This window comes from Salibacterium salarium (assembly GCF_030813635.1).
Classification (GTDB): Bacteria; Bacillota; Bacilli; order Bacillales; family Marinococcaceae; genus Salibacterium; species Salibacterium salarium.
This window is the reverse complement of record NZ_JAUSUM010000003.1, coordinates 75,691-93,599: the sequence shown is the minus strand read 5'-3', so window position 1 is coordinate 93,599 and position 17,909 is coordinate 75,691. Positions and strand designations below refer to the sequence as shown.

At 39.4% G+C, this 17,909-nt stretch carries 19 protein-coding genes and 1 riboswitch; of the genes, 16 read left to right on the top strand and 3 right to left on the bottom strand.

Annotated elements, in window-relative coordinates:
* Positions 1-132: 132 nt before the first annotated feature.
* The 5 genes from J2S78_RS12180 (at position 133) to J2S78_RS12160 (ending at position 5,985) form a co-directional block, all read left to right on the top strand.
* Positions 133-2,196, top strand: a complete 2,064-nt coding sequence (locus J2S78_RS12180; RefSeq protein WP_306898926.1) for a methyl-accepting chemotaxis protein — start codon at positions 133-135, stop codon at positions 2,194-2,196.
* Positions 2,197-2,297: 101 nt separating this feature from the next.
* Entirely contained in the window at positions 2,298-2,786 is a 489-nt protein-coding gene (locus J2S78_RS12175) for a GNAT family N-acetyltransferase (protein ID WP_306898924.1), read from the top strand.
* Positions 2,787-3,201: 415 nt separating this feature from the next.
* Positions 3,202-4,125, top strand: a complete 924-nt coding sequence (locus tag J2S78_RS12170) for a DMT family transporter (RefSeq protein WP_306898923.1) — start codon at positions 3,202-3,204, stop codon at positions 4,123-4,125.
* Positions 4,126-4,257: 132 nt separating this feature from the next.
* Positions 4,258-5,604: a hypothetical protein gene (locus J2S78_RS12165; protein WP_306898921.1), complete on the top strand. Its 1,347-nt coding sequence runs from the start codon at positions 4,258-4,260 to the stop codon at positions 5,602-5,604.
* Positions 5,605-5,742: 138 nt separating this feature from the next.
* Entirely contained in the window at positions 5,743-5,985 is a 243-nt protein-coding gene (locus J2S78_RS12160) for a DUF2584 family protein (RefSeq protein ID WP_185819513.1), read from the top strand.
* 131 nt (positions 5,986-6,116) lie between these two features.
* Here J2S78_RS12160 and J2S78_RS12155 read toward each other — a convergent pair whose 3' ends face one another.
* Entirely contained in the window at positions 6,117-6,923 is an 807-nt protein-coding gene (locus J2S78_RS12155) for a 2OG-Fe dioxygenase family protein (protein WP_306898919.1), read from the bottom strand.
* A 144-nt stretch (positions 6,924-7,067) separates the two neighbouring features.
* Between J2S78_RS12155 and J2S78_RS12150 the strand changes: the two genes are divergently transcribed.
* A complete protein-coding gene (locus J2S78_RS12150) occupies positions 7,068-9,242 on the top strand; it encodes a type IA DNA topoisomerase (protein ID WP_306898917.1) in 2,175 nt (724 codons plus the stop codon).
* Between the two features lie 67 nt (positions 9,243-9,309).
* Here the strand turns inward: J2S78_RS12150 and J2S78_RS12145 are convergent, their stop codons facing one another.
* Positions 9,310-9,828: a DUF3231 family protein gene (locus tag J2S78_RS12145; RefSeq protein ID WP_306899595.1), complete on the bottom strand. Its 519-nt coding sequence runs from the start codon at positions 9,826-9,828 to the stop codon at positions 9,310-9,312.
* 217 nt (positions 9,829-10,045) lie between these two features.
* On the opposite strand from J2S78_RS12145, the gene J2S78_RS12140 reads away from it, so the two are divergent.
* The 3 genes from J2S78_RS12140 to J2S78_RS12130 all read left to right on the top strand — a co-directional run bounded on the left by J2S78_RS12140 (position 10,046) and on the right by J2S78_RS12130 (position 11,131).
* Complete coding sequence (locus J2S78_RS12140) at positions 10,046-10,381, top strand: DMT family transporter (protein WP_306898916.1); 336 nt, start codon at positions 10,046-10,048, stop codon at positions 10,379-10,381.
* Positions 10,381-10,695 carry a DMT family transporter gene (locus J2S78_RS12135; RefSeq protein WP_306898914.1) on the top strand — a complete coding sequence of 105 codons (315 nt, stop codon included), beginning with the start codon at positions 10,381-10,383 and terminating at the stop codon, positions 10,693-10,695. The genes J2S78_RS12140 and J2S78_RS12135 overlap by 1 nt, the downstream gene beginning before the upstream one ends.
* A gap of 103 nt (positions 10,696-10,798) precedes the next feature.
* Positions 10,799-11,131, top strand: a complete 333-nt coding sequence (locus J2S78_RS12130; protein WP_306898911.1) for a DUF1516 family protein — start codon at positions 10,799-10,801, stop codon at positions 11,129-11,131.
* A gap of 43 nt (positions 11,132-11,174) precedes the next feature.
* On the opposite strand, the gene moaC is transcribed toward J2S78_RS12130, so the two are convergent.
* On the bottom strand, positions 11,175-11,660 hold the full coding sequence (gene moaC, locus J2S78_RS12125; RefSeq protein WP_306898910.1) for a cyclic pyranopterin monophosphate synthase MoaC: 486 nt from the start codon (positions 11,658-11,660) through the stop codon (positions 11,175-11,177).
* 131 nt (positions 11,661-11,791) lie between these two features.
* On the opposite strand from moaC, the gene J2S78_RS12120 reads away from it, so the two are divergent.
* The 7 genes from J2S78_RS12120 to thiS all read left to right on the top strand — a co-directional run bounded on the left by J2S78_RS12120 (position 11,792) and on the right by thiS (position 17,907).
* Positions 11,792-12,340: a tyrosine-type recombinase/integrase gene (locus J2S78_RS12120; RefSeq protein WP_306898908.1), complete on the top strand. Its 549-nt coding sequence runs from the start codon at positions 11,792-11,794 to the stop codon at positions 12,338-12,340.
* A 24-nt stretch (positions 12,341-12,364) separates the two neighbouring features.
* Entirely contained in the window at positions 12,365-13,831 is a 1,467-nt protein-coding gene (locus tag J2S78_RS12115) for a potassium/proton antiporter (protein ID WP_306898907.1), read from the top strand.
* 74 nt (positions 13,832-13,905) lie between these two features.
* Positions 13,906-14,805 (top strand): AEC family transporter, encoded by a 900-nt coding sequence (locus J2S78_RS12110; protein WP_306898906.1) that lies wholly within the window; start codon positions 13,906-13,908, stop codon positions 14,803-14,805.
* 74 nt (positions 14,806-14,879) lie between these two features.
* Positions 14,880-15,629 (top strand): FixH family protein, encoded by a 750-nt coding sequence (locus J2S78_RS12105; protein WP_306898904.1) that lies wholly within the window; start codon positions 14,880-14,882, stop codon positions 15,627-15,629.
* A gap of 119 nt (positions 15,630-15,748) precedes the next feature.
* Positions 15,749-15,857: riboswitch (TPP riboswitch) on the top strand.
* A gap of 122 nt (positions 15,858-15,979) precedes the next feature.
* Complete coding sequence (locus J2S78_RS12100) at positions 15,980-16,579, top strand: thiamine phosphate synthase (RefSeq protein ID WP_306898902.1); 600 nt, start codon at positions 15,980-15,982, stop codon at positions 16,577-16,579.
* The gene (gene thiO, locus J2S78_RS12095) at positions 16,572-17,720 is read left to right on the top strand and encodes a glycine oxidase ThiO (protein WP_306898900.1); all 1,149 of its coding nucleotides are present in this window, start codon (positions 16,572-16,574) and stop codon (positions 17,718-17,720) included. The genes J2S78_RS12100 and thiO overlap by 8 nt, the downstream gene beginning before the upstream one ends.
* Positions 17,704-17,907 (top strand): sulfur carrier protein ThiS, encoded by a 204-nt coding sequence (thiS, locus tag J2S78_RS12090; RefSeq protein WP_306898897.1) that lies wholly within the window; start codon positions 17,704-17,706, stop codon positions 17,905-17,907. The genes thiO and thiS overlap by 17 nt, the downstream gene beginning before the upstream one ends.
* Positions 17,908-17,909: the final 2 nt, after the last annotated feature.

Below are 17,909 nucleotides of genomic sequence, written 5' to 3'. Positions count from 1 at the left end.
TTAATAGAGAGAGTAAACGCTGTCACACATTACCATAATAACATATGACTATTTGCTTATTTATCGATTTTCGTTACAATAGATGTTGTGAACAAATAAGCCTTTTTGCTTATAAAGGTTGGGGGTATTCGTATGAAAGGAAGTATGACGCTGCGAAAAAAGATGTTGGCCATCTTTATTCCGCTTGTATTAATATCGGGTGCTACGATTTCACTAGTCTCTTATTTTATAACAAAGGCTGATTTAGAAACAGCTTTGCAAGATAATATGAAGGCGACTAGTAATGAGTTAACGGAAGCGACAGAGCGAAGATTTGTTGGACATGAGCGCATTGGAGATAGTTTGTCTTCTCTGTTGAGTAGTGAAGGTTCTAGCCTTGAAAAAGAGCAAATTGCAAATGTTTTAGAGAATACAATTTGGAATAATGAAGATACTTTAGGCGGAGGCGTTTGGTATGAACCGTATGCTTATGATGAGGATACGGAGTTTTTCGGACCTTATGTGTATAAAGACGGAGATGAGGCCGTATATACCGAAGCTTATGAAGAACCAGATTATGACTACCCGAGCTGGGAATGGTATAAAGTTGGAATGGAATCAGATGGAGACGCTGTGTGGACCGAACCATATGATGATGAGGAAACAGGTATAACGATGTTGACGACTTCTGTTCCTTTCACTGATGATTCAGGCGAAACAATTGGTGTTGTTACGGCAGACATAGACTTGTCGACGTTACAAGAACATATTGGTGCCTCTGATATGAACGGATCTGGATATGCCTTTATTTCGGATGAAGAAGGGCAGTATATTGCTCACCCGGATCGTGATAAAGTAATGACAGCTAATGTTAGTGATGATGGGGAATTTGGAGAGTCGTTTGTTGATAACGAAGAAGAAATCCACACGATGGGGTACGATGGAGAAGACCATCTTGTGTATCAACAAACATTACCGACAACGGGATGGACCCTGTCATTAGCAGTACCGGAAAGTGAGTTATATGCTCCATTAAATCGATTATTAACGCAACTTATTACCTACACGATAGTCATTGCAGGTCTAGGATCGATCATTATATTTATCTTTTCCGGTCGTTTGACTCGTCATATCAATACATTAAAAGAAAAGATGGGACAAGTGAGCCAAGGGGATCTAAACGTGAATACATCCATTGACACGAATGATGAGATTGGCGTACTTGGCAGTCAATTCAACCAGATGACCAAAGATATGAATGAACTACTTCGTTCGATGAGGAGTACAGTATTTCAGTTAAAAGATTCTTCCGAACAATTAAGTGCGACCTCAGAAGAAACGACAGCGTCGAGCCAGGATATTAACAAAGCGATCCGCGATGTGGCTGAATCCGCAACATCGATGTCCGGGCAAACGGAAGAAACGAATAGTGCGGCAAATGACTTAGCCTCGTCCATTGAAAATATAACCACGAAAGTGGGGACCATGAATGAGATGAGTGACAAGCAAGAAGCTGATCATAAAGACGGGATGACGCAGATGGACAACCTGCAGTCAGCCTCTGAAACAGCGTCGACACAGACAGATAAGGCAAGCTCGACGGTTAATGAACTATCGCATCATGTGCAAAACATTGAGTCTGTCCTCGCTAATATTGAAGATATTTCCGAACAGACGAACCTGCTTGCGTTAAACGCTAGTATAGAAGCGGCAAGAGCAGGGGAACACGGAAAAGGTTTTGCGGTGGTTGCTGGTGAAGTACGGAAACTTTCTGAACAGACAACCGATTTAACGAGCCAGATAAAAGAACGAATTAATTCGGTGAAACAAGAATCCGAAGAAGCGGTTATGTCGATGAAAGATGTAAAGGATTCGAACGAAAATCAACGGACAGCCGTACTCGAGACAAAAGACATTTTCGAACGTCTTACAGGTGTAGCAAATGAAATGTCTGAAGCGATGGAAGCTATTTCCGGAGATGTTACGGTGATGAACAAGAAAAAAGATAACATCGTGGCAAAACTCGATGATATTAACGCAAGCATTCAACAATCCGCATCGGCCAGTGAAGAAATTACAGCGTCCACAGATGAGCAGGTGCAAGCGCTGCAAAGTGTATCAGAAGCAGCCGAGCAGTTGAATCAAATGAGCGAAGAAGCGGACAACAAAGTACGAGCATTTAAGATTAAAGAAAACGATAATCACCACGAAGAGTAAGAATCAGCCAGTGCCTGAATATTCAGGCGCTGGCTTTTTGCATTACGGATACGAACTCTCTAAAATAGGTAGAGATAAATGAACTTAAGTTGGAGGAAGTAATGAAAATAGTAGAAGCGAAACCAGAAGAGGCAGAAACGGTTCGAATTGTGATGCAGAGTGCTTTTGAAGAATATAAAAACGATTCACCGCCTTCCGGAGCAATGGAAGAAACAACGGAATCTATCAAAATTGCTGTACGAAACAAAGAAGAAACAGTAGCTGTTTGTTATATGAATGATAACCCTGCAGGAATAGTTAGGGTGAAAGAAGACGGGGCTGCTTTGTATTTCTTTCGTCTTTCGGTTCTCCCGGATAAAAGAGGGAAGGGCATTGGAAGGGCTCTTGTAAGGTGGGTGGAAGACAAAGCAATTATGTTAGGGAAGCCTACAGTGTATTGTAAAGTAAGGGCGTCCACTCCTCAAAATGTTAAAAGGTATGAAGAAATGGGGTACACTATTTTTGATAGATATACGGTTGAAAAACCGGGTAAACCGGCTTTCAAAGTAATTTCTATGAAAAAGCAAGTTGGAAAAGCCTACTGCGAATAGTTAATGAAATGTAACCATCGGTACGATAAGTTTAGTTGTATAGCGGTTATTCTGCCAACCGAATAAATTATGACTTTAGGGTAAAGTATTCATTTGTATATAGAAAATAGTGATAGAAATGACTAACCTTTTTTTGCGGAGACATGGTAAAAATATAATGATCAAATATGGTCAAAACTATTCCTATATAATATTGTTTTCCTGTAGTATTTCCTGTTCCAAGGTGAGAAGATAGGGAAGTATAAAATGTTGGCGTTTTTGGGATCCAGCTTCAGCGCCCAGCCGCTCGGACGCCCACACGATGAGGGTCAGTTCGACGTTGAAACAGGACGTGGCGTTCTTAGCCTAACTTCCACTGTCCAGGGCGCTTGCGCTTTTCCTATATGACTCTCTAAAGCAAAAGAAGGTGAAAAAGATGCGGTCAACTGCTGCGTATGGTATCACAATTTTTGGAGCTTCGTTCTGGGGATTGACGGGGTTATTTGTGCAAAGTTTGTATAACTTTGGATTCTCTCCTCTTGAAGTGGTTACGATACGAATGACTTTATCAACAATATTGATGTTTGGGATTATTGGTATGATTCGACCGTATTTATTGAACATTCACTTAAGAGATATTCCTTATTTTATAGGTCTTGGTGTCATTAGTATTGCTTTATTTAATTGGTGCTACTTTACGGTAATGGAGCAATCGTCTCTATCCGTTGCGGTCGTCCTTTTGTATACGAGTCCAGTATTTGTTGCGATTATTTCCCGGTTTGTGTTCCAGGAATCGCTGACAGTTAATAAGGTTGCTGCAATTATATTAACATTAGCTGGATGCAGTTTAGTAGCAGGGTTCTTTCCTCTTGGAGCGATGAACTTGACGGTTTCTGTCCTATTATTTGGTTTGGCTTCTGGTTTCTTTTGTGCGTTATACAGTATTATTGGAAAGTTTGTAAGTAAAAAATATCACTCCGTTACAATCACAGCGTATTCGATGCTTTGTGGAGGGCTTTTTTTACTACCGATTAGTGGAATTGAAAAGAATCTTAAACCATTCGCGGAACCGATGGTATGGGTTTATTCGCTGGGAAGTGTGGTTATTTCAACTATTTTAGCTTATGTCCTATATACTGCTGGTCTAAAATATATTGAATCAAGCCATGCTGCTATTCTTGCAACAATTGAGCCTATTGTTGGAATTATGATAGGCGTATGGGTATTCCATGATCAGTTAACGAATTGGCAGGTCGTCGGCATTATTTTCGTTTTTTCTTCCATTCTGTTATCTGTTTTCTCCAGGAAGAAAAAATTTCAACTTTTAAAACGAAACAGGAAACCAAAATATACGGGGTGACGTTATTTCCCGGGAAATTATGTCGAAAGAGCAGACGAGCGGAAAGATTTTCTATTCGTTATGATATGATGAAAGGGTACCAGCCGTAGGTGGTGGTGCTCTTTTTTTATTTTCTTAAGGTAGGTTTTTTTGATGCAAGGACTGCGATTTATCACATATACATCATACGTATTATTGTATATCGTTCATATTTTCATAGAATCAAAGTTATTGTTGTATACTGTGGGAGTTATTGGTGTCTTTTCGATAATAATATCTTTTCGTGAAGCGAATCGTACGTATCAAATACTGGCAACTGTGTTTTTCAGTGTGTCCCTGTTTCTATTTTTCTTCTACGATCTTTCTTTAGCTGAAGTTCCATTTTATTTTACTTCTATGGCATTGCTGTTATCTCTTTTATATATGATTCCTATTATTAATCATTTTATGTTTGTTGGCCGATATGAACGATCTTTGTATCGTCTATTACAGACAAACGCAACGGACTTAGCTCAGTTTTATCGACGAACATCGCTGACTCATTATATTCTAGGATTATTCATTTTTTTATCGGCAATCCCGATTGTATACCGTTTTGTTGAACATAGATTAATTGATTTTAAGGAAAAAGTCTTTCATAGATTTGCGACACAATCGATGCTGCGTTCATTTGCGAGTGTAAATGTATGGAGTCCGATTGAAGTTTACATCGCACTTGTTTTAGGAATAACAAGTGTATCTTACTTACGTATCCTTCCTTGGCTGCTTGTTTTCTCTGGAACGATGCTTTTATTGGATTGGCTGCTTGCGATGAAATATAAAAGAAATTCATTTGAAAATACTGCGACATCGACGTCTTTTACAAAAAAGGAAGTGAGGAAACTTCTAGCGATGGCGGCATTTCTTTTCTTATTTATTGGAACAGCTGCTGTTGTTCATTTGCTCGCTGGACTAAATTTTTTTGAAGCAATTATTGTAATCATTGCACCTTATACTTTGATCTGGGCAGTTGCGATAAAACGTCATAAAATATTTTTGCGTTATCATTTGCTCACCTTGGTCGGCCAGATGAAAACGATGCAGAATTTCATGCTGCTTTTTTTGGCATTAGGTGTTTTTAATGAAGTCGTGGAACGTACTTCTATTTTTAATGAATTAAGAGGACCATTATCTTTTATAGGAGAGATGCCGCTACTTTTATTTATTGTTTTGCAATTAAGTGCACTAGTGTTAGCTTGCGTTGGTGTTCATCCTCTTGTAACAATTAGTATGCAAGGAATGTTTGTCGAACCATTTCTTCAGGATATTAATCCGGTGAGCATTGCGATTGTCATGATTACTGCTACGCTAGCTAACGATGCAGCTGGAACATTTAACGTACCGATAACGATAATGAGCCAATATACAAAACGAAATCCATATCAAATGACATGGTGGAACCTGCCGTTTGCGCTTATGTTTGGTGGCACAGGTGTAGCTTTAGCTTATTTTCTTCTGTAGCAGGAATGATGCCGTTCATGTCGAATGTAATACTTAAAGAGAATGTTCAAAAAGTACTGGAAATCGTTGTTAATTTATTCTTTTTGAACCCACAGTTGTAGTGTTTTCGAATATTGAATGACGAAAGAAGGGAATGTAATGGGATTTTCGATAGAAATGAATTGGGAGATTATCACTCATAAAGATTCAGAACGTCTTGGTGAACGAACATTTCGACTTGTGAAAGAAGGCTATCATTTTTTTCCGCTAGATACAGCGATCTCTATTCAAACAGAAGGAGATAAGCAACCATTTGGAACTGCTATTATTACAAAGGCAGAATGGGGAACAGGCCGCACTACGCTTTATTACGAACTCGTTTCGTTAACTTCTGTTAACTAAGAGGGCTGTCCCAACCCCTATTAAAAAGAGTATAAGATTCGTTATTGCTTGAAAGGAAGCTACGGCGCTGCTGTCGGCTTAATATTTTAATTAAAAGGGACTGCCCTTTTGGACAGCCGTCATGTCTGCTATTATACGTAAATCATCTTACTTGTCTTTCCTTGCATGCTCCGCACAACATCTGGGTCAGCAATTACAGTTGGTTGAAAGTCTATCAGAATGGCGGAGCGTTCCCCGATACCAGCTTGATTCCCTTTTTCTACTTCGCCAACATAGTGTGTGACGAGTGGATCATACACACTATAGGACTCCAAAGGATCTTCCAGATAAAAAGAGGTTGTTATCTCACTATCAGGCACTTCTTCGGGCATTTTTCCGCGATGTTCCGGGGTAGAAATGGCATTCATCGCCCCTTTTATATTATTACGTCGAATGAGATGAGCGAATGTAAAAGGTTCACCGTCTTGATGGAGGTTATTAGGAGACGAAACAGCGACATCCCCTTCGTTTTCTACCAACAACTTTACAAAATGAATCCCCGCATGAAACGGCATTAGTGCATCTTCTCTCATCCAAAATGTTTCCCGAAAATCAAACCGTATAATTTCTTCGAGTAATTTATTTTGCATCGATTCTTTTGTCAGTGCAGGAAAACGACGATATTCTCCCATATACTCTGGATTAAAACTTCCTTGAAAATATTCATAATAATTTTTTCCGTCTATTTTTGTTTCAGGAAGCCATTTTATTTCATGTGTTCCCGGCATAATGACGGCTCTAGCGTATCGGCGGTACCTGTTCAGATCGGGAGCATATTCATCTGCCGGCAAATAATCAAATGCGTTTGTCAGCTTTTTTAAATCATCTTCTATTCCTTCGTACTGTATTTCATTTTTCAATTGATAATATTCGAAGCCTGCTTCTTTTAAATGACTCACAGGTATGACCTCCATCTCTGGTAATTCCTATAAAAGTTTATCATTTTTTTTAATAGAAGATAAGAGAAGTCGTTTGTAAAACAAGAAAAATCATTTATAATAACGAAAGGAACGTTCGTTCTTATTCGGTTAAAGGAGCGAGAAATGATGCCCGTTATATTAGCAGAAAAACCAAGTCAGGCTAAAGCGTATGCTGCAGCTTTTCCCAAAGGAAATAAAAAAGAAGGATACATGACGATACCTGCCTGTTCTACTTTTCCAACAGGAGCTATTCTTACTTGGGGAATAGGCCATTTGGTTGAATTAAAAACCCCGGCGGAATATAGCACGTCTTGGAAACGCTGGAACTTGAATACCTTGCCAATGATTCCAAATCGTTTTGAATTTAAGACGGCTTATAAAACAAAAAAACAATTTCAGATTGTACAAGGGTTGTTGCGTGAGGCAGATGAAATTATTATCGCAACCGATTGTGATCGAGAAGGTGAAAATATAGCGAGGAGTATTATAAAACAAGCAAGGGTGAGTCAAAAGCCTACGCAACGCCTGTGGATTAACAGCCTTGAAAAAGAAGAAGTGAAGAAAGGCTTTGAGCGTCTTCACCCTGGAGAAAAGTTTGTCTCCTTGTATGAGGAAGCGCAGGCCCGCCAAATTTCTGATTGGGTTGTCGGAATGAATGCGAGTCGTTTATATACATTGCTTTTGAAATCAAAAGGATTAAATCACGTTTTCAGCGTTGGAAGAGTCCAAACACCAACGTTAAAACTTATTTACAACCGTCAGAAAGAAATCGAACAGTTTGTACCTGAAGATTATTTTGAATTAAAAGCAGACTTTAAAACAAACAATGGAACCTATCAAGGGAAAGTCAATAAGCGTTACAAAACAAAAGAAGAAGCAAAAAAAGTTATCGAAAAGCATCAAATCAAGGAGATAGACACAGGTACCGTTCAAGATATAAAAGTTAGTCAAAAACGCGTCAAACCGCCATTATTGCATTCTTTATCGAGTCTTCAAACGTTGGCTAATAAAAAATACAAGTACAGTCCGTCCAAAACGCTTGAAATTGTTCAAAGTTTATACGATGAACCGTTGAAGCTTGTTACCTATCCAAGAACGGATACACAGCATATTACAAAGAATGAATTTGCTTACGTACAAAAAAATCTGGACAGCTATCAACGAGTAACAGGTGATATATTTGAACCTTCTTCATTGCAGCCTAATAAACGTTTTGTGAATGATGAAAAAGTGAAGGAGCACCACGCCATTATCCCGACGAAAAAAATTCCAACGGAACAAGCGGTGCAAAAGCTTCGTACGGATCAAAAAAATATATATTTTGAAATAGTAAAAAGCGCGTTGGCCATGTTCCACTATGACTATGAATATGAAGAAACAATTGTAACAACTGCTGTTAAAGGTCTGGGATTTTATAGTAAAGGGAATGTAGAAAAACAAAGAGGATGGAAAGTATTGTTTGGTTCGTCCAAACAAAATTCGAAACAAAACCAACAGCAGATCCAAGCATTACCGCGACTTGAAAAAGGAATGTCGGCTGATGCTTTTGTACATATTCATAAAGATAAAACAAAGCCGCCAAAGCCTTATACAGAAGGGCAACTAATTAATATGATGAAAACGTGCGGTCAGCTGGTCGATGAAGATGAAGAAGCGAAAGCTACGTTAAAAGAAGTCGAGGGACTTGGAACAGAAGCGACGCGAAGTAATATTATAAAGACGCTCATTCGACAGGAATATATTTATGTTCAAAAAAATATTGTTCATGTTGCAAAAAAAGGAGAGATTTTATGCCAGGCGGTCGAAGGTTCTTTATTATCAAAACCAGAAATGACAGCAAAATGGGAGTTGTTTTTAAAAAGAATAGGAGAAGGTAATGCACAAAAACAAACGTTTATCCAGAACACTTCAGCTTTTACTAAAAACTTAGTTGATACTGCAGGAGCAGAGATTGATAAACTAACAATTTCTACGGAAGGCTTGCCGAAGCCAAGAAGGGCAAAAGGAAAAAAAGGAACACAACAGCCCATTGCTCTCTGTCCATCATGCCAAAAAGGAGAAATTGTACAGCGAAAATCGTTTTATGGATGCACGAATTACAAAAATGGATGTAAACAAACCTTTAATCGTACTATTTTAAGTAAAACCATTACCGAGGCGCAAGTTCGTGATCTTTGTGAAAAAGGAAAAACGCGGGTAATAAAAGGTTTTAAAGGGAAACGGACATTTGATGCGATGCTTGTCTTGAAAAACGGAAAAACTGAATTTTCTTTTCCTTCATCGTCGTCATCAACATAACGGTTATCTTTAGAGAGGATCAAAAAAAGCAGGAGTCCTCTTTTTAAAGAGAACTCCCACCCTTTTATTATACAGTAACACTTTGTGGAGTTTCGATATGAAGCGGTGGTAATACAAGCCAGCCTTTGTCCTTATTCAATTGCAAAAGCTTTGCTCCTGCTTGAGCTTTATTAGAATGATATCGCCCAAACATCATCGCAATGTCTTCGCGGGTTGATTGACCTATCACTTGACTGCAGGCGACCAATCCCGTTGCAATGTCTTTTGTAATCATAGCGGATATTTCAGGGTCATTAAAACGTGCTCCAACTGGAATGTTTTCATGATCAGAATAAGCTCTTTCTGGAGGGGATGGAGGCAGACCAACCCCGTTTTCCTTCAGAAGCTGCTCCATTTCCATCTCTTCTCTTTTGGCTTCATCCACCATGTTCTCGATGAATTTAAAAAGATCAGCATCTCCAGTATGGTTCATCATTGTTTGATAACCAGATATGATACCTTTTAAGCTGGTTAAATAAGTCCATGCTCCGAACACTTCCCCATAATGCATCGGTTCTTCTTGTGGATTGCCGCTTAATATACCCATAAATATTCTCCCCCATGGTTTCATTTGTGGGTCTCCTTTTTGTCTCCAAACGTCGTTCGAAGATGTTTGACCGACACTAGTTATCGTGTGAAACATGAACGTATTTATGAATGGGAAAGAACGGAAAATTCTTTAGTCTCCTGATTTAGACAAATCCACCTGCTCTGGTTACAATATAAGATGGAGATTCATGGAAGGGTTTTGGGGAGATGATAAAATGAATATGCAATGGGTGAAAGTCGTCATCGCCGCTATGTTTGAGATAGGATGGGTGATTGGATTAAAACATGCCGCTTCGTGGTGGGAATGGAGTTTGACATTTGTTTGTATATACATCAGTTTTCATTTGTTAGTGATGGCTGGAAAATTTTTACCTGTAGGGACCGTTTATGCGGTCTTTGCCGGACTTGGTACGGTTGGAACAGTACTGTTTGATACATTTCTATTCGGAGAACAGCTGGGCCCTATAAAAATGGTATTAATCGGGGTATTATTAATCGGTATTATCGGATTAAAGCTTGCTGAAGATAAGCCGAGGGAGGAACGGATATAATGGCATGGGTTTATCTGATTGTTGCAGGCTTGTTTGAAATGACGGGAGTAACGATGATTAGTAAATTGCACCATGATAAAACAATTCGTGCTTTCTTCTTTTTGGTGATAAGTTTTTGGTTAAGTTTTGCGTTTTTAGCTCTTGCTATGAATACTCTTCCGATGGGGATTACTTATGCGGTGTGGACAGGCATTGGCACAGCAGGAGGAGCCATTCTTGGTATGATTTGGTACGATGAACCTAAGGATTGGTTCAGGTTAAGCTGTATTGGATTAATTATAATTTCTGCCGCCGGTTTAAAGCTTTTCTCATAGCCCCAATAGAAGAACAGCAGCAGTAAAAGCTTGCGGGCATGGAGTTTGTTCTATATATTGGGAAGAGGAAATATTAACTTATTAAAAAGGAGATATGTGGAAAATGTTAAGTATGTTTCAAGGAGCGCATGAAGGTTCATGGTTTCTTCTTGTACTGTTTTTTCTTGTAAGCTATTTCTTGCCTAAACAAAAAATCACGCTAATGTTACAGCGCTTGTTCGCTGTCATCATGATTGTTTCAGGTGTAGGAATGTTAGTTTCATACGGGTTCCCGCTTGAATTTATTTTTAAAGGGGTTCTGGCCGTCATTGTCATTGGTGTCATGGAAATGTTAGTTGGCAAAAAGAAAAGGAACGAGCCTCAAGCAATGTTATGGGTGGCCTGTATTATTTTACTTGTCGTCATTATATTGACTGGATATGGCCTAATATTTTAATGAACAGCCAGCAGACAGGTTGAAAGTCTGCTGGCTATTATTTTTAAGTACGCTCGTAGTCACCGCTTTTTCCACCTGTTTTCTTCAAAACAAAAGTCGGTCCAATGGTCATATCTTTATCAATTGATTTACACATATCATAAATCGTAAGCGCAGCGGTTGATGCTGCGGTGAGTGCTTCCATTTCTACACCTGTGTTCCCCTTTACTTTTACTTCAGCGATTATGATAATAACGTATGATTTTCCTTCAGAAATTTCCCACTCAAACTGAATATCAACCCCGTTTAAGGAAAGCGGATGGCACATCGGAATAATATCGGATGTTTTTTTGGCTCCCATAATTCCGGCAATTTGTGATACACCAAAAACATCACCTTTTTTATTTGTTCCCTGTTGAATCTGGTCATATACATCTTTTGAAACAGTGATACTAGATCTAGCGGAAGCGGTGCGGACGGTTGTTTCTTTGTCGGAAATATCGACCATTTTTGCTCGTCCTTGTTCATTAAAATGAGTAAATTCTGACATAGAAAAATCCCCTTTTATTAGTGCTCTTAATCGTATTTCCCCAATTTTAAAATAACCTATGATATCATAATGGTAACATAACATATAAACATAGTACGTTTTTGTAACCTATTTTGGAGGAGAATGGTGAAGTGGAATATGTTAAACCTATTAAAGATATAGAACTCATTTTTCAGTTAAAACAAACGTTAAAGACACATTCCTCCAGAAATTTTTTATTATTTGTCATGGGTATCAACACAGGATTGAGAATAAGTGAACTGCTTGTTATAAGCGTGAAAGATGTCTTAACTGATGAAGGGGAGCCTCTTGATTTTATACAGTGTGACAGAGAAGACATTGCTTTAAACAGACAAGTGCAGTCGGCACTAAAATGGTACTTCACTAAACACACTACCTTAGACCCTCAAGCCTATCTATTCCAATCTTCAAGAGGAACGACTCCAATAAGCAGGCAGCAGGCGTATCGGGTTATGAACAATGCAGCGGAGAAAATTGGTATGACAGAAAAGATTGGTCCTCATACTTTGAGGAAAACTTTTGGTTACCATGCCTATAAGAAAGGCATTGCTGTTTCTCTCATACAAAAACGATTTTGTCATCACTCACCTGGGGAAACTTTGAGATACATCGGAATTGATAAAAACAAGATGAAACCGCGTTTAGACGTTAACCTTTAAACCGTAAGAAAGGAGAAGACGAGCATGTTTGTTGGGGGGTTTGATATCGATTCATTCGTATTACTTGCCGCTCTGCTTTTAATAGTGGGAGTTATGGTTACTAAGTTTTCATCGCGGTTAGGCATGCCTTCGTTGATTCTCTTTATTCTTGTCGGTATGTTAATCGGAAGTGACGGATTAGGAATTATTTATTTTGATAACGCCAAGCAAGCCCAACTCGTTGGGATTATGGCACTTGTGATTATTTTGTTTGAAGGGGGAACACAAACAAAATGGTCAACGATACGTTCGGTGATTTGGCCGTCTTTAAGTCTTGCTACTATTGGTGTTTTAATTACGTCTATGCTTGTCGGACTAGCGGCAAAATACATAGTGGATCTTACTTGGATGGAATCATTTCTACTCGGAGCTATTGTTGGTTCGACTGATGCAGCGGCGGTATTTGCTTCATTAAAAGAACGAAATATAAAAACAAAAATAGCATCAACGATGGAAGCTGAGTCTGGGACAAATGATCCTATGGCTGTGTTTTTAACCCTCGTATTTATTGAATTAATTACGGTTAATGAACCTAATTATTGGTTAGTGTTTGGCTCCTTCTTTTGGCAGATGGGAGTGGGTCTGATAATTGGGATATTACTGGGGAAAGTTGCTTCCATGTCGATTAATCGCATAAATTTAGATTCAAGTGGTCTTTACCCGATATTTGCACTATCTTTTGCACTTTTGACGTACAGTGTAGCATCGCTATTAAATGCAAGCGGGTTCCTGGCCGTTTACATAGCAGCTTTAATTATTGGTAATTCCGAACTCACTTACCGCCATTCGATTTTTCGTTTTAACGAAGGATTCGCTTGGATGGCTCAAATTTTAATGTTTATCATTCTTGGGCTTTTGGCTTTTCCGGAACAAATATTATCTCCGTCTGTTATTGGAAGTGGATTGTTGCTGTCTGCTGTACTAATACTTATTGCCCGCCCTATTGCCACATACTTGTCGACCCTTGGTATGAAGTATAGTGCGAAAGAGAAGCTTTTCTTATCTTGGGCCGGGTTGCGCGGAGCGGTTCCGATTGTACTTGCTACATTCGCCATTGTCGCCGATGTCGAGAGCGGGCCGATGATATTCAACGTTGTCTTTTTTATTGTTTTAACTTCTGCGTTAATTCAAGGGTCTTCTATTTCATTTCTATCTAATAAATTAGGGTTGTCTGGTCCAAAGAAAGAAACGCCGACACATTCTCTGGAGTTAATATCCATCGGTAAAGCAAATGCAGAAATTATTGAATTTAAAACCGAAGAGAACACCTCTATTGTCGGTAAGTCCCTTCAAGACATTGATTTTCCGGATTCGGTCCTTATCAGTGCGATTGTTCGTGATGATGAGTTAGTAACTCCGTATGGAGAAACAATCATCCAGGAAAATGATTTTTTATATATTTTAGTATCTAGAAAAGAAAAAAATAAATTGCGTAGCATGTTAAAAAAATAGGCTTTGTTTAGAACTGCAATCCAGCCGTATGCCTCGTACTTTTCTTGATCTGACGAAACGAAGGTGATTTTAATATGTCTGTTTTTATAAATGTTTTAGTGCCGATTGTTCTTATTTTCTTAGCTGGTTTTTTATTGCAAAAGAAACATGTGCTACAGGTGGGTTCGGTTTCTGCTGTTGCTCTTTATATCCTGAATCCTGCTTTAGTCTTTCGAACGTTTTACACAACGGAACCCGATGCAGATCTTTTTCGAATTATAGCTTTTTCCGTCTTGTTTTTGCTTGCGATGCTGCTGATTAATAAGGTATTAGGTATGGTGTTAAAATGGGATCCCGAAAAAACGAGTGGTATGACTCTTGCGACGACGTTTATGAATTCCGGAAACTACGGGGCGCCCTTGATTTTATTTGCCTTTGGGGAGAGTGCTTTCGCTTATTCCATCATTTTCATGGTCATTCAAGCATTATTAATGAGTACAATAGGAGTATACATAGCAAATAGAAGCAGCTTGACTGCAGCTGATGCCCTCCGTGTGGTGTTGAAAATGCCTGTTTTCCATGCACTGATTGTCGGTGTGTTTTGCCAGGCTATTCAGCTGGATATAAAGGAATCTTATATGGATGCAGTGAACATGTTGGCAGACGCTGCCATTCCTGTTGTCATGATTGTACTTGGTATGCAATTAGCGAAAATATCCGTTTCGTCCTTGGATTGGAAATCAGTAGGTACGGGAACTGTTCTAAGACTTGTGGTTTCACCGTTGGTGGCGTTTGTTTTCACACTAGTACTTCAAACTGGTGATACGTTAAGTGCAGTATTAATCGTTTCCACAGCTATGCCAACCGCTGCAACGATTGCAATGATAGCTGTGCAGTTTGAATCTAGTCCGGAACTAGTATCAAGTATCACCTTAGTGACAACACTCCTTAGCGTCCCTTCCTTGTGGATACTATTAACGATATTCGGAGTGTAAATAAATTGTCATTGTATAGATAGAAGTGAAAAAAAACGGTGTGTATAATGAAAATAATAGAGGGGGAATTCATAGTGAATGTAACAAAACATACTAGTTATACATTGGTTGCTGCGTCTCTACTTCTTTTAAGTGCGTGTGGTGAGGCGGATGAAGAAGAACAAACAGGTGAATCTTCGCTGGAACCGATTGAAGTAGAAATTGATATGGCGGAGAGCGCTGAAGTAGAAAAGGAAATAGAAATTGGTGCAAAAGTAACTCAAGCAGAAGAGCCGGTGGAAGATGCGGATGAAGTTCTTTTTGAAATATGGAAGGAAGGCGCAAAAGAATCTAGTGAAGAGATACTTGCTGAAGAAAATGAAAACGGTGTTTACAGCATTTCTGAAAGCTTTGGAGATGAAGCTGTTTTTAATGTAACTGCCCATGTCACGGCAAGAGATATGCATCAGATGCCGACAGAACAAATAACTATTGGAAATCCAGACGATGAGGACAATAAAGAAGAGCATGTCGGACATGCGGACACGTCGCCGGTATCCGCTGAACTGCAATCGAAAGCAGAAATAATGGCCGGTGAAGAAAAAGATTTATCTTTTCAAATTAGTAACAACGGTGAACCTTTAACGAATGCACGGGTTCGTTATGAAATATGGAAAACCGGAGAAGATACACGAACGTGGGAAGAAACGGAGGAAGAGGCTGATAGTGTTTACACGGGATTTCATACCTTTGATTCAACTGGAGAATACAAGGTAATCGTTCATGTGGAAGATGACGAAGATTTACATGAACATGTGGAAAAGACGATGTCAGTCGAGGAATAACTCGTTATCTAATAGAGGGGATGTCAGTTGACAAGGACAAGAAAAGTGTTTTAAGATTTAATCAATAAATTCAATACATCAACAACTTTTGGCCGACAATAATTTAATGTAAAATAATAGAAAACCACTAGGGGTGCCTTAAAGAAAGGCTGAGATTAAAGTGAACCTTTAAAACTCTTAGAACCTGAACTGGATGATTCCAGCGGAGGAAAGTGGGAAGCAGGGATAAAAATCCAGCAGACCGCTTTCCGCTCGAAGGAAGCGGTTTTTTTAATACCTAAAAAAATTGACGTTTTTGCATGTTTTGACTGTTCGCCTTTGAGTTGATTCGTTTTGAAAGGAGAACTTTCATGCTGCATGTTATTTCAACCGGAACTCAATCTTTTCAAACATGGCTGAATATTACGACAAAGATTGCTCCTTATGTGGATTATCTCCATATACGAGAAAAAAATTGGAGCGATGAAAAGATATTGGAAGCTTTAGAACAATTAAAAGAACATCATGTTCCTGCTGACAAAATCATTGTAAATAATCGTTACATCATTACGAAGTATCATAGAGTAGCAGGTATTCACTTGCCTGAAGCAATGGATTTGTCCAGCATTCCTACTTTTCATGGTTTGATAGGAAGTTCTGTACACAGCATAGAGGCTGCACGAAAAAAAGCACAAGAGGGTGCTGACTATTTGTTTTTCGGACACATTTTTGAAACAAGCAGTAAGCCTCTTTCTCCGGCTAGGGGAACAGAATACCTGAAACAAATAGTAGAGGCTGTTTCCATTCCTGTCATAGCGATTGGAGGTATCACTCCTGAAAGCGTCAGAGATTGTCTCATACATGGAGCAGAAGGTGTTGCTGTTATGTCAGGTATCTATGAAGCATCAGATCCAGTAGCGGCGGTTCAGTCGTTTCAAACGGTTTTAAAAGAGGAGGCAGGACATGAATAACTTCTATGATGTACTTGTCATTGGTGGTGGGGTCAATGGTTGTTCAATAGCGTACCAGTGTTCGAAACGAAACATGAAGGTAGCAGTGCTGGAAAAAACGAGAGTAGGAGCAGAAGCTTCCAGTGCTGCAGCAGGTATGCTCGGGGCACAGGCAGAGATTAAAGAAAAAAGTCCGTTTTTTGATTTTGCGAGAAAAAGCCGGGACATGTTTCCAGAACTAGTTCCGGAATTAGAAGAAAAGTCAGGAATATCTGTTTCTTTGATTAAGAATGGGATGTTGAAGGTTGCCGACACCGAAACGGAAAAAAATCGACTATTGGAAATGCTTCAGTTTCAACAACAAGAGGGCGAGCAAGTAGAGTGGCTCACTAATCGAGAGATTCAAGCCATCGAACCGAGTTTAACAGGAGAAAATTCCGGCGGATTGTATATTTGTGGAGATGGGCAAGTGAAAGCAGCAGAATTGACAAAAGCTTATGCGAGAGCTGCTGCTTTTGAGGGATGCGATATATATGAAGACACGCCAGTATTAAAGATTTTACGAGAAAACGGGAAAGCAATAGGAGCAGAAACACCGTTTGGTCCAGTATACGCTGATGAAGTTGTGCTTGCCAGTGGAGCTTGGTCTAATACGATTAGCTCCTTCCAAGAGCAGCCTTTGCCCCTTATCCCCGTGAAAGGGGAATGTGTCTCTCTTCGTCCTGCCAAACCTATTATTCAAACGACGATGCATGCTTCAGATTTTTACCTTGTCCCAAAACCCGGCGGTTCTATTATTATCGGAGCAACGGAACGGGAAGGAGAAATGGGGAAAAAGGTGAGTGCAGGTGCGGTACAGACTTTGTTAGCTAAAGCATTCCGGCTTGTACCTGACCTTCAAGAAGCAGAATGGGAAACAGCCTGGACGGGTGTTCGTCCGCAGACTTTTGATGGGAAGCCTTACCTTGGACAAAGTCACGTGAAAGGACTATGGATAGCGGCAGGTCACTATCGAAATGGAATTCTTTTATCCGCATTAACGGGGACATGGATGGCTGATTTAATCGAAGGGAAGGCAAATGTTCCGGAATGGATTTCTGCCTTTTCCCCGCAAAGAACAATGAATAAAAAGGAGGATACTCCCGTTGACATTAACAATTAATGGAGCCCAAAAGGAGATTCCTGAAGAAACGGAAACGATAAATATGCTGTTGAACCATCTACAGCTTGGAAATAAAAAAGCTGTAGTCGAACGCAACGGAGTTATTTTAAAAAAAGAGCAGTATGATGAAGAACCAGTACAACCAGGCGATACGTTGGAAATCGTTCATTTTGTAGGAGGAGGCTGAAA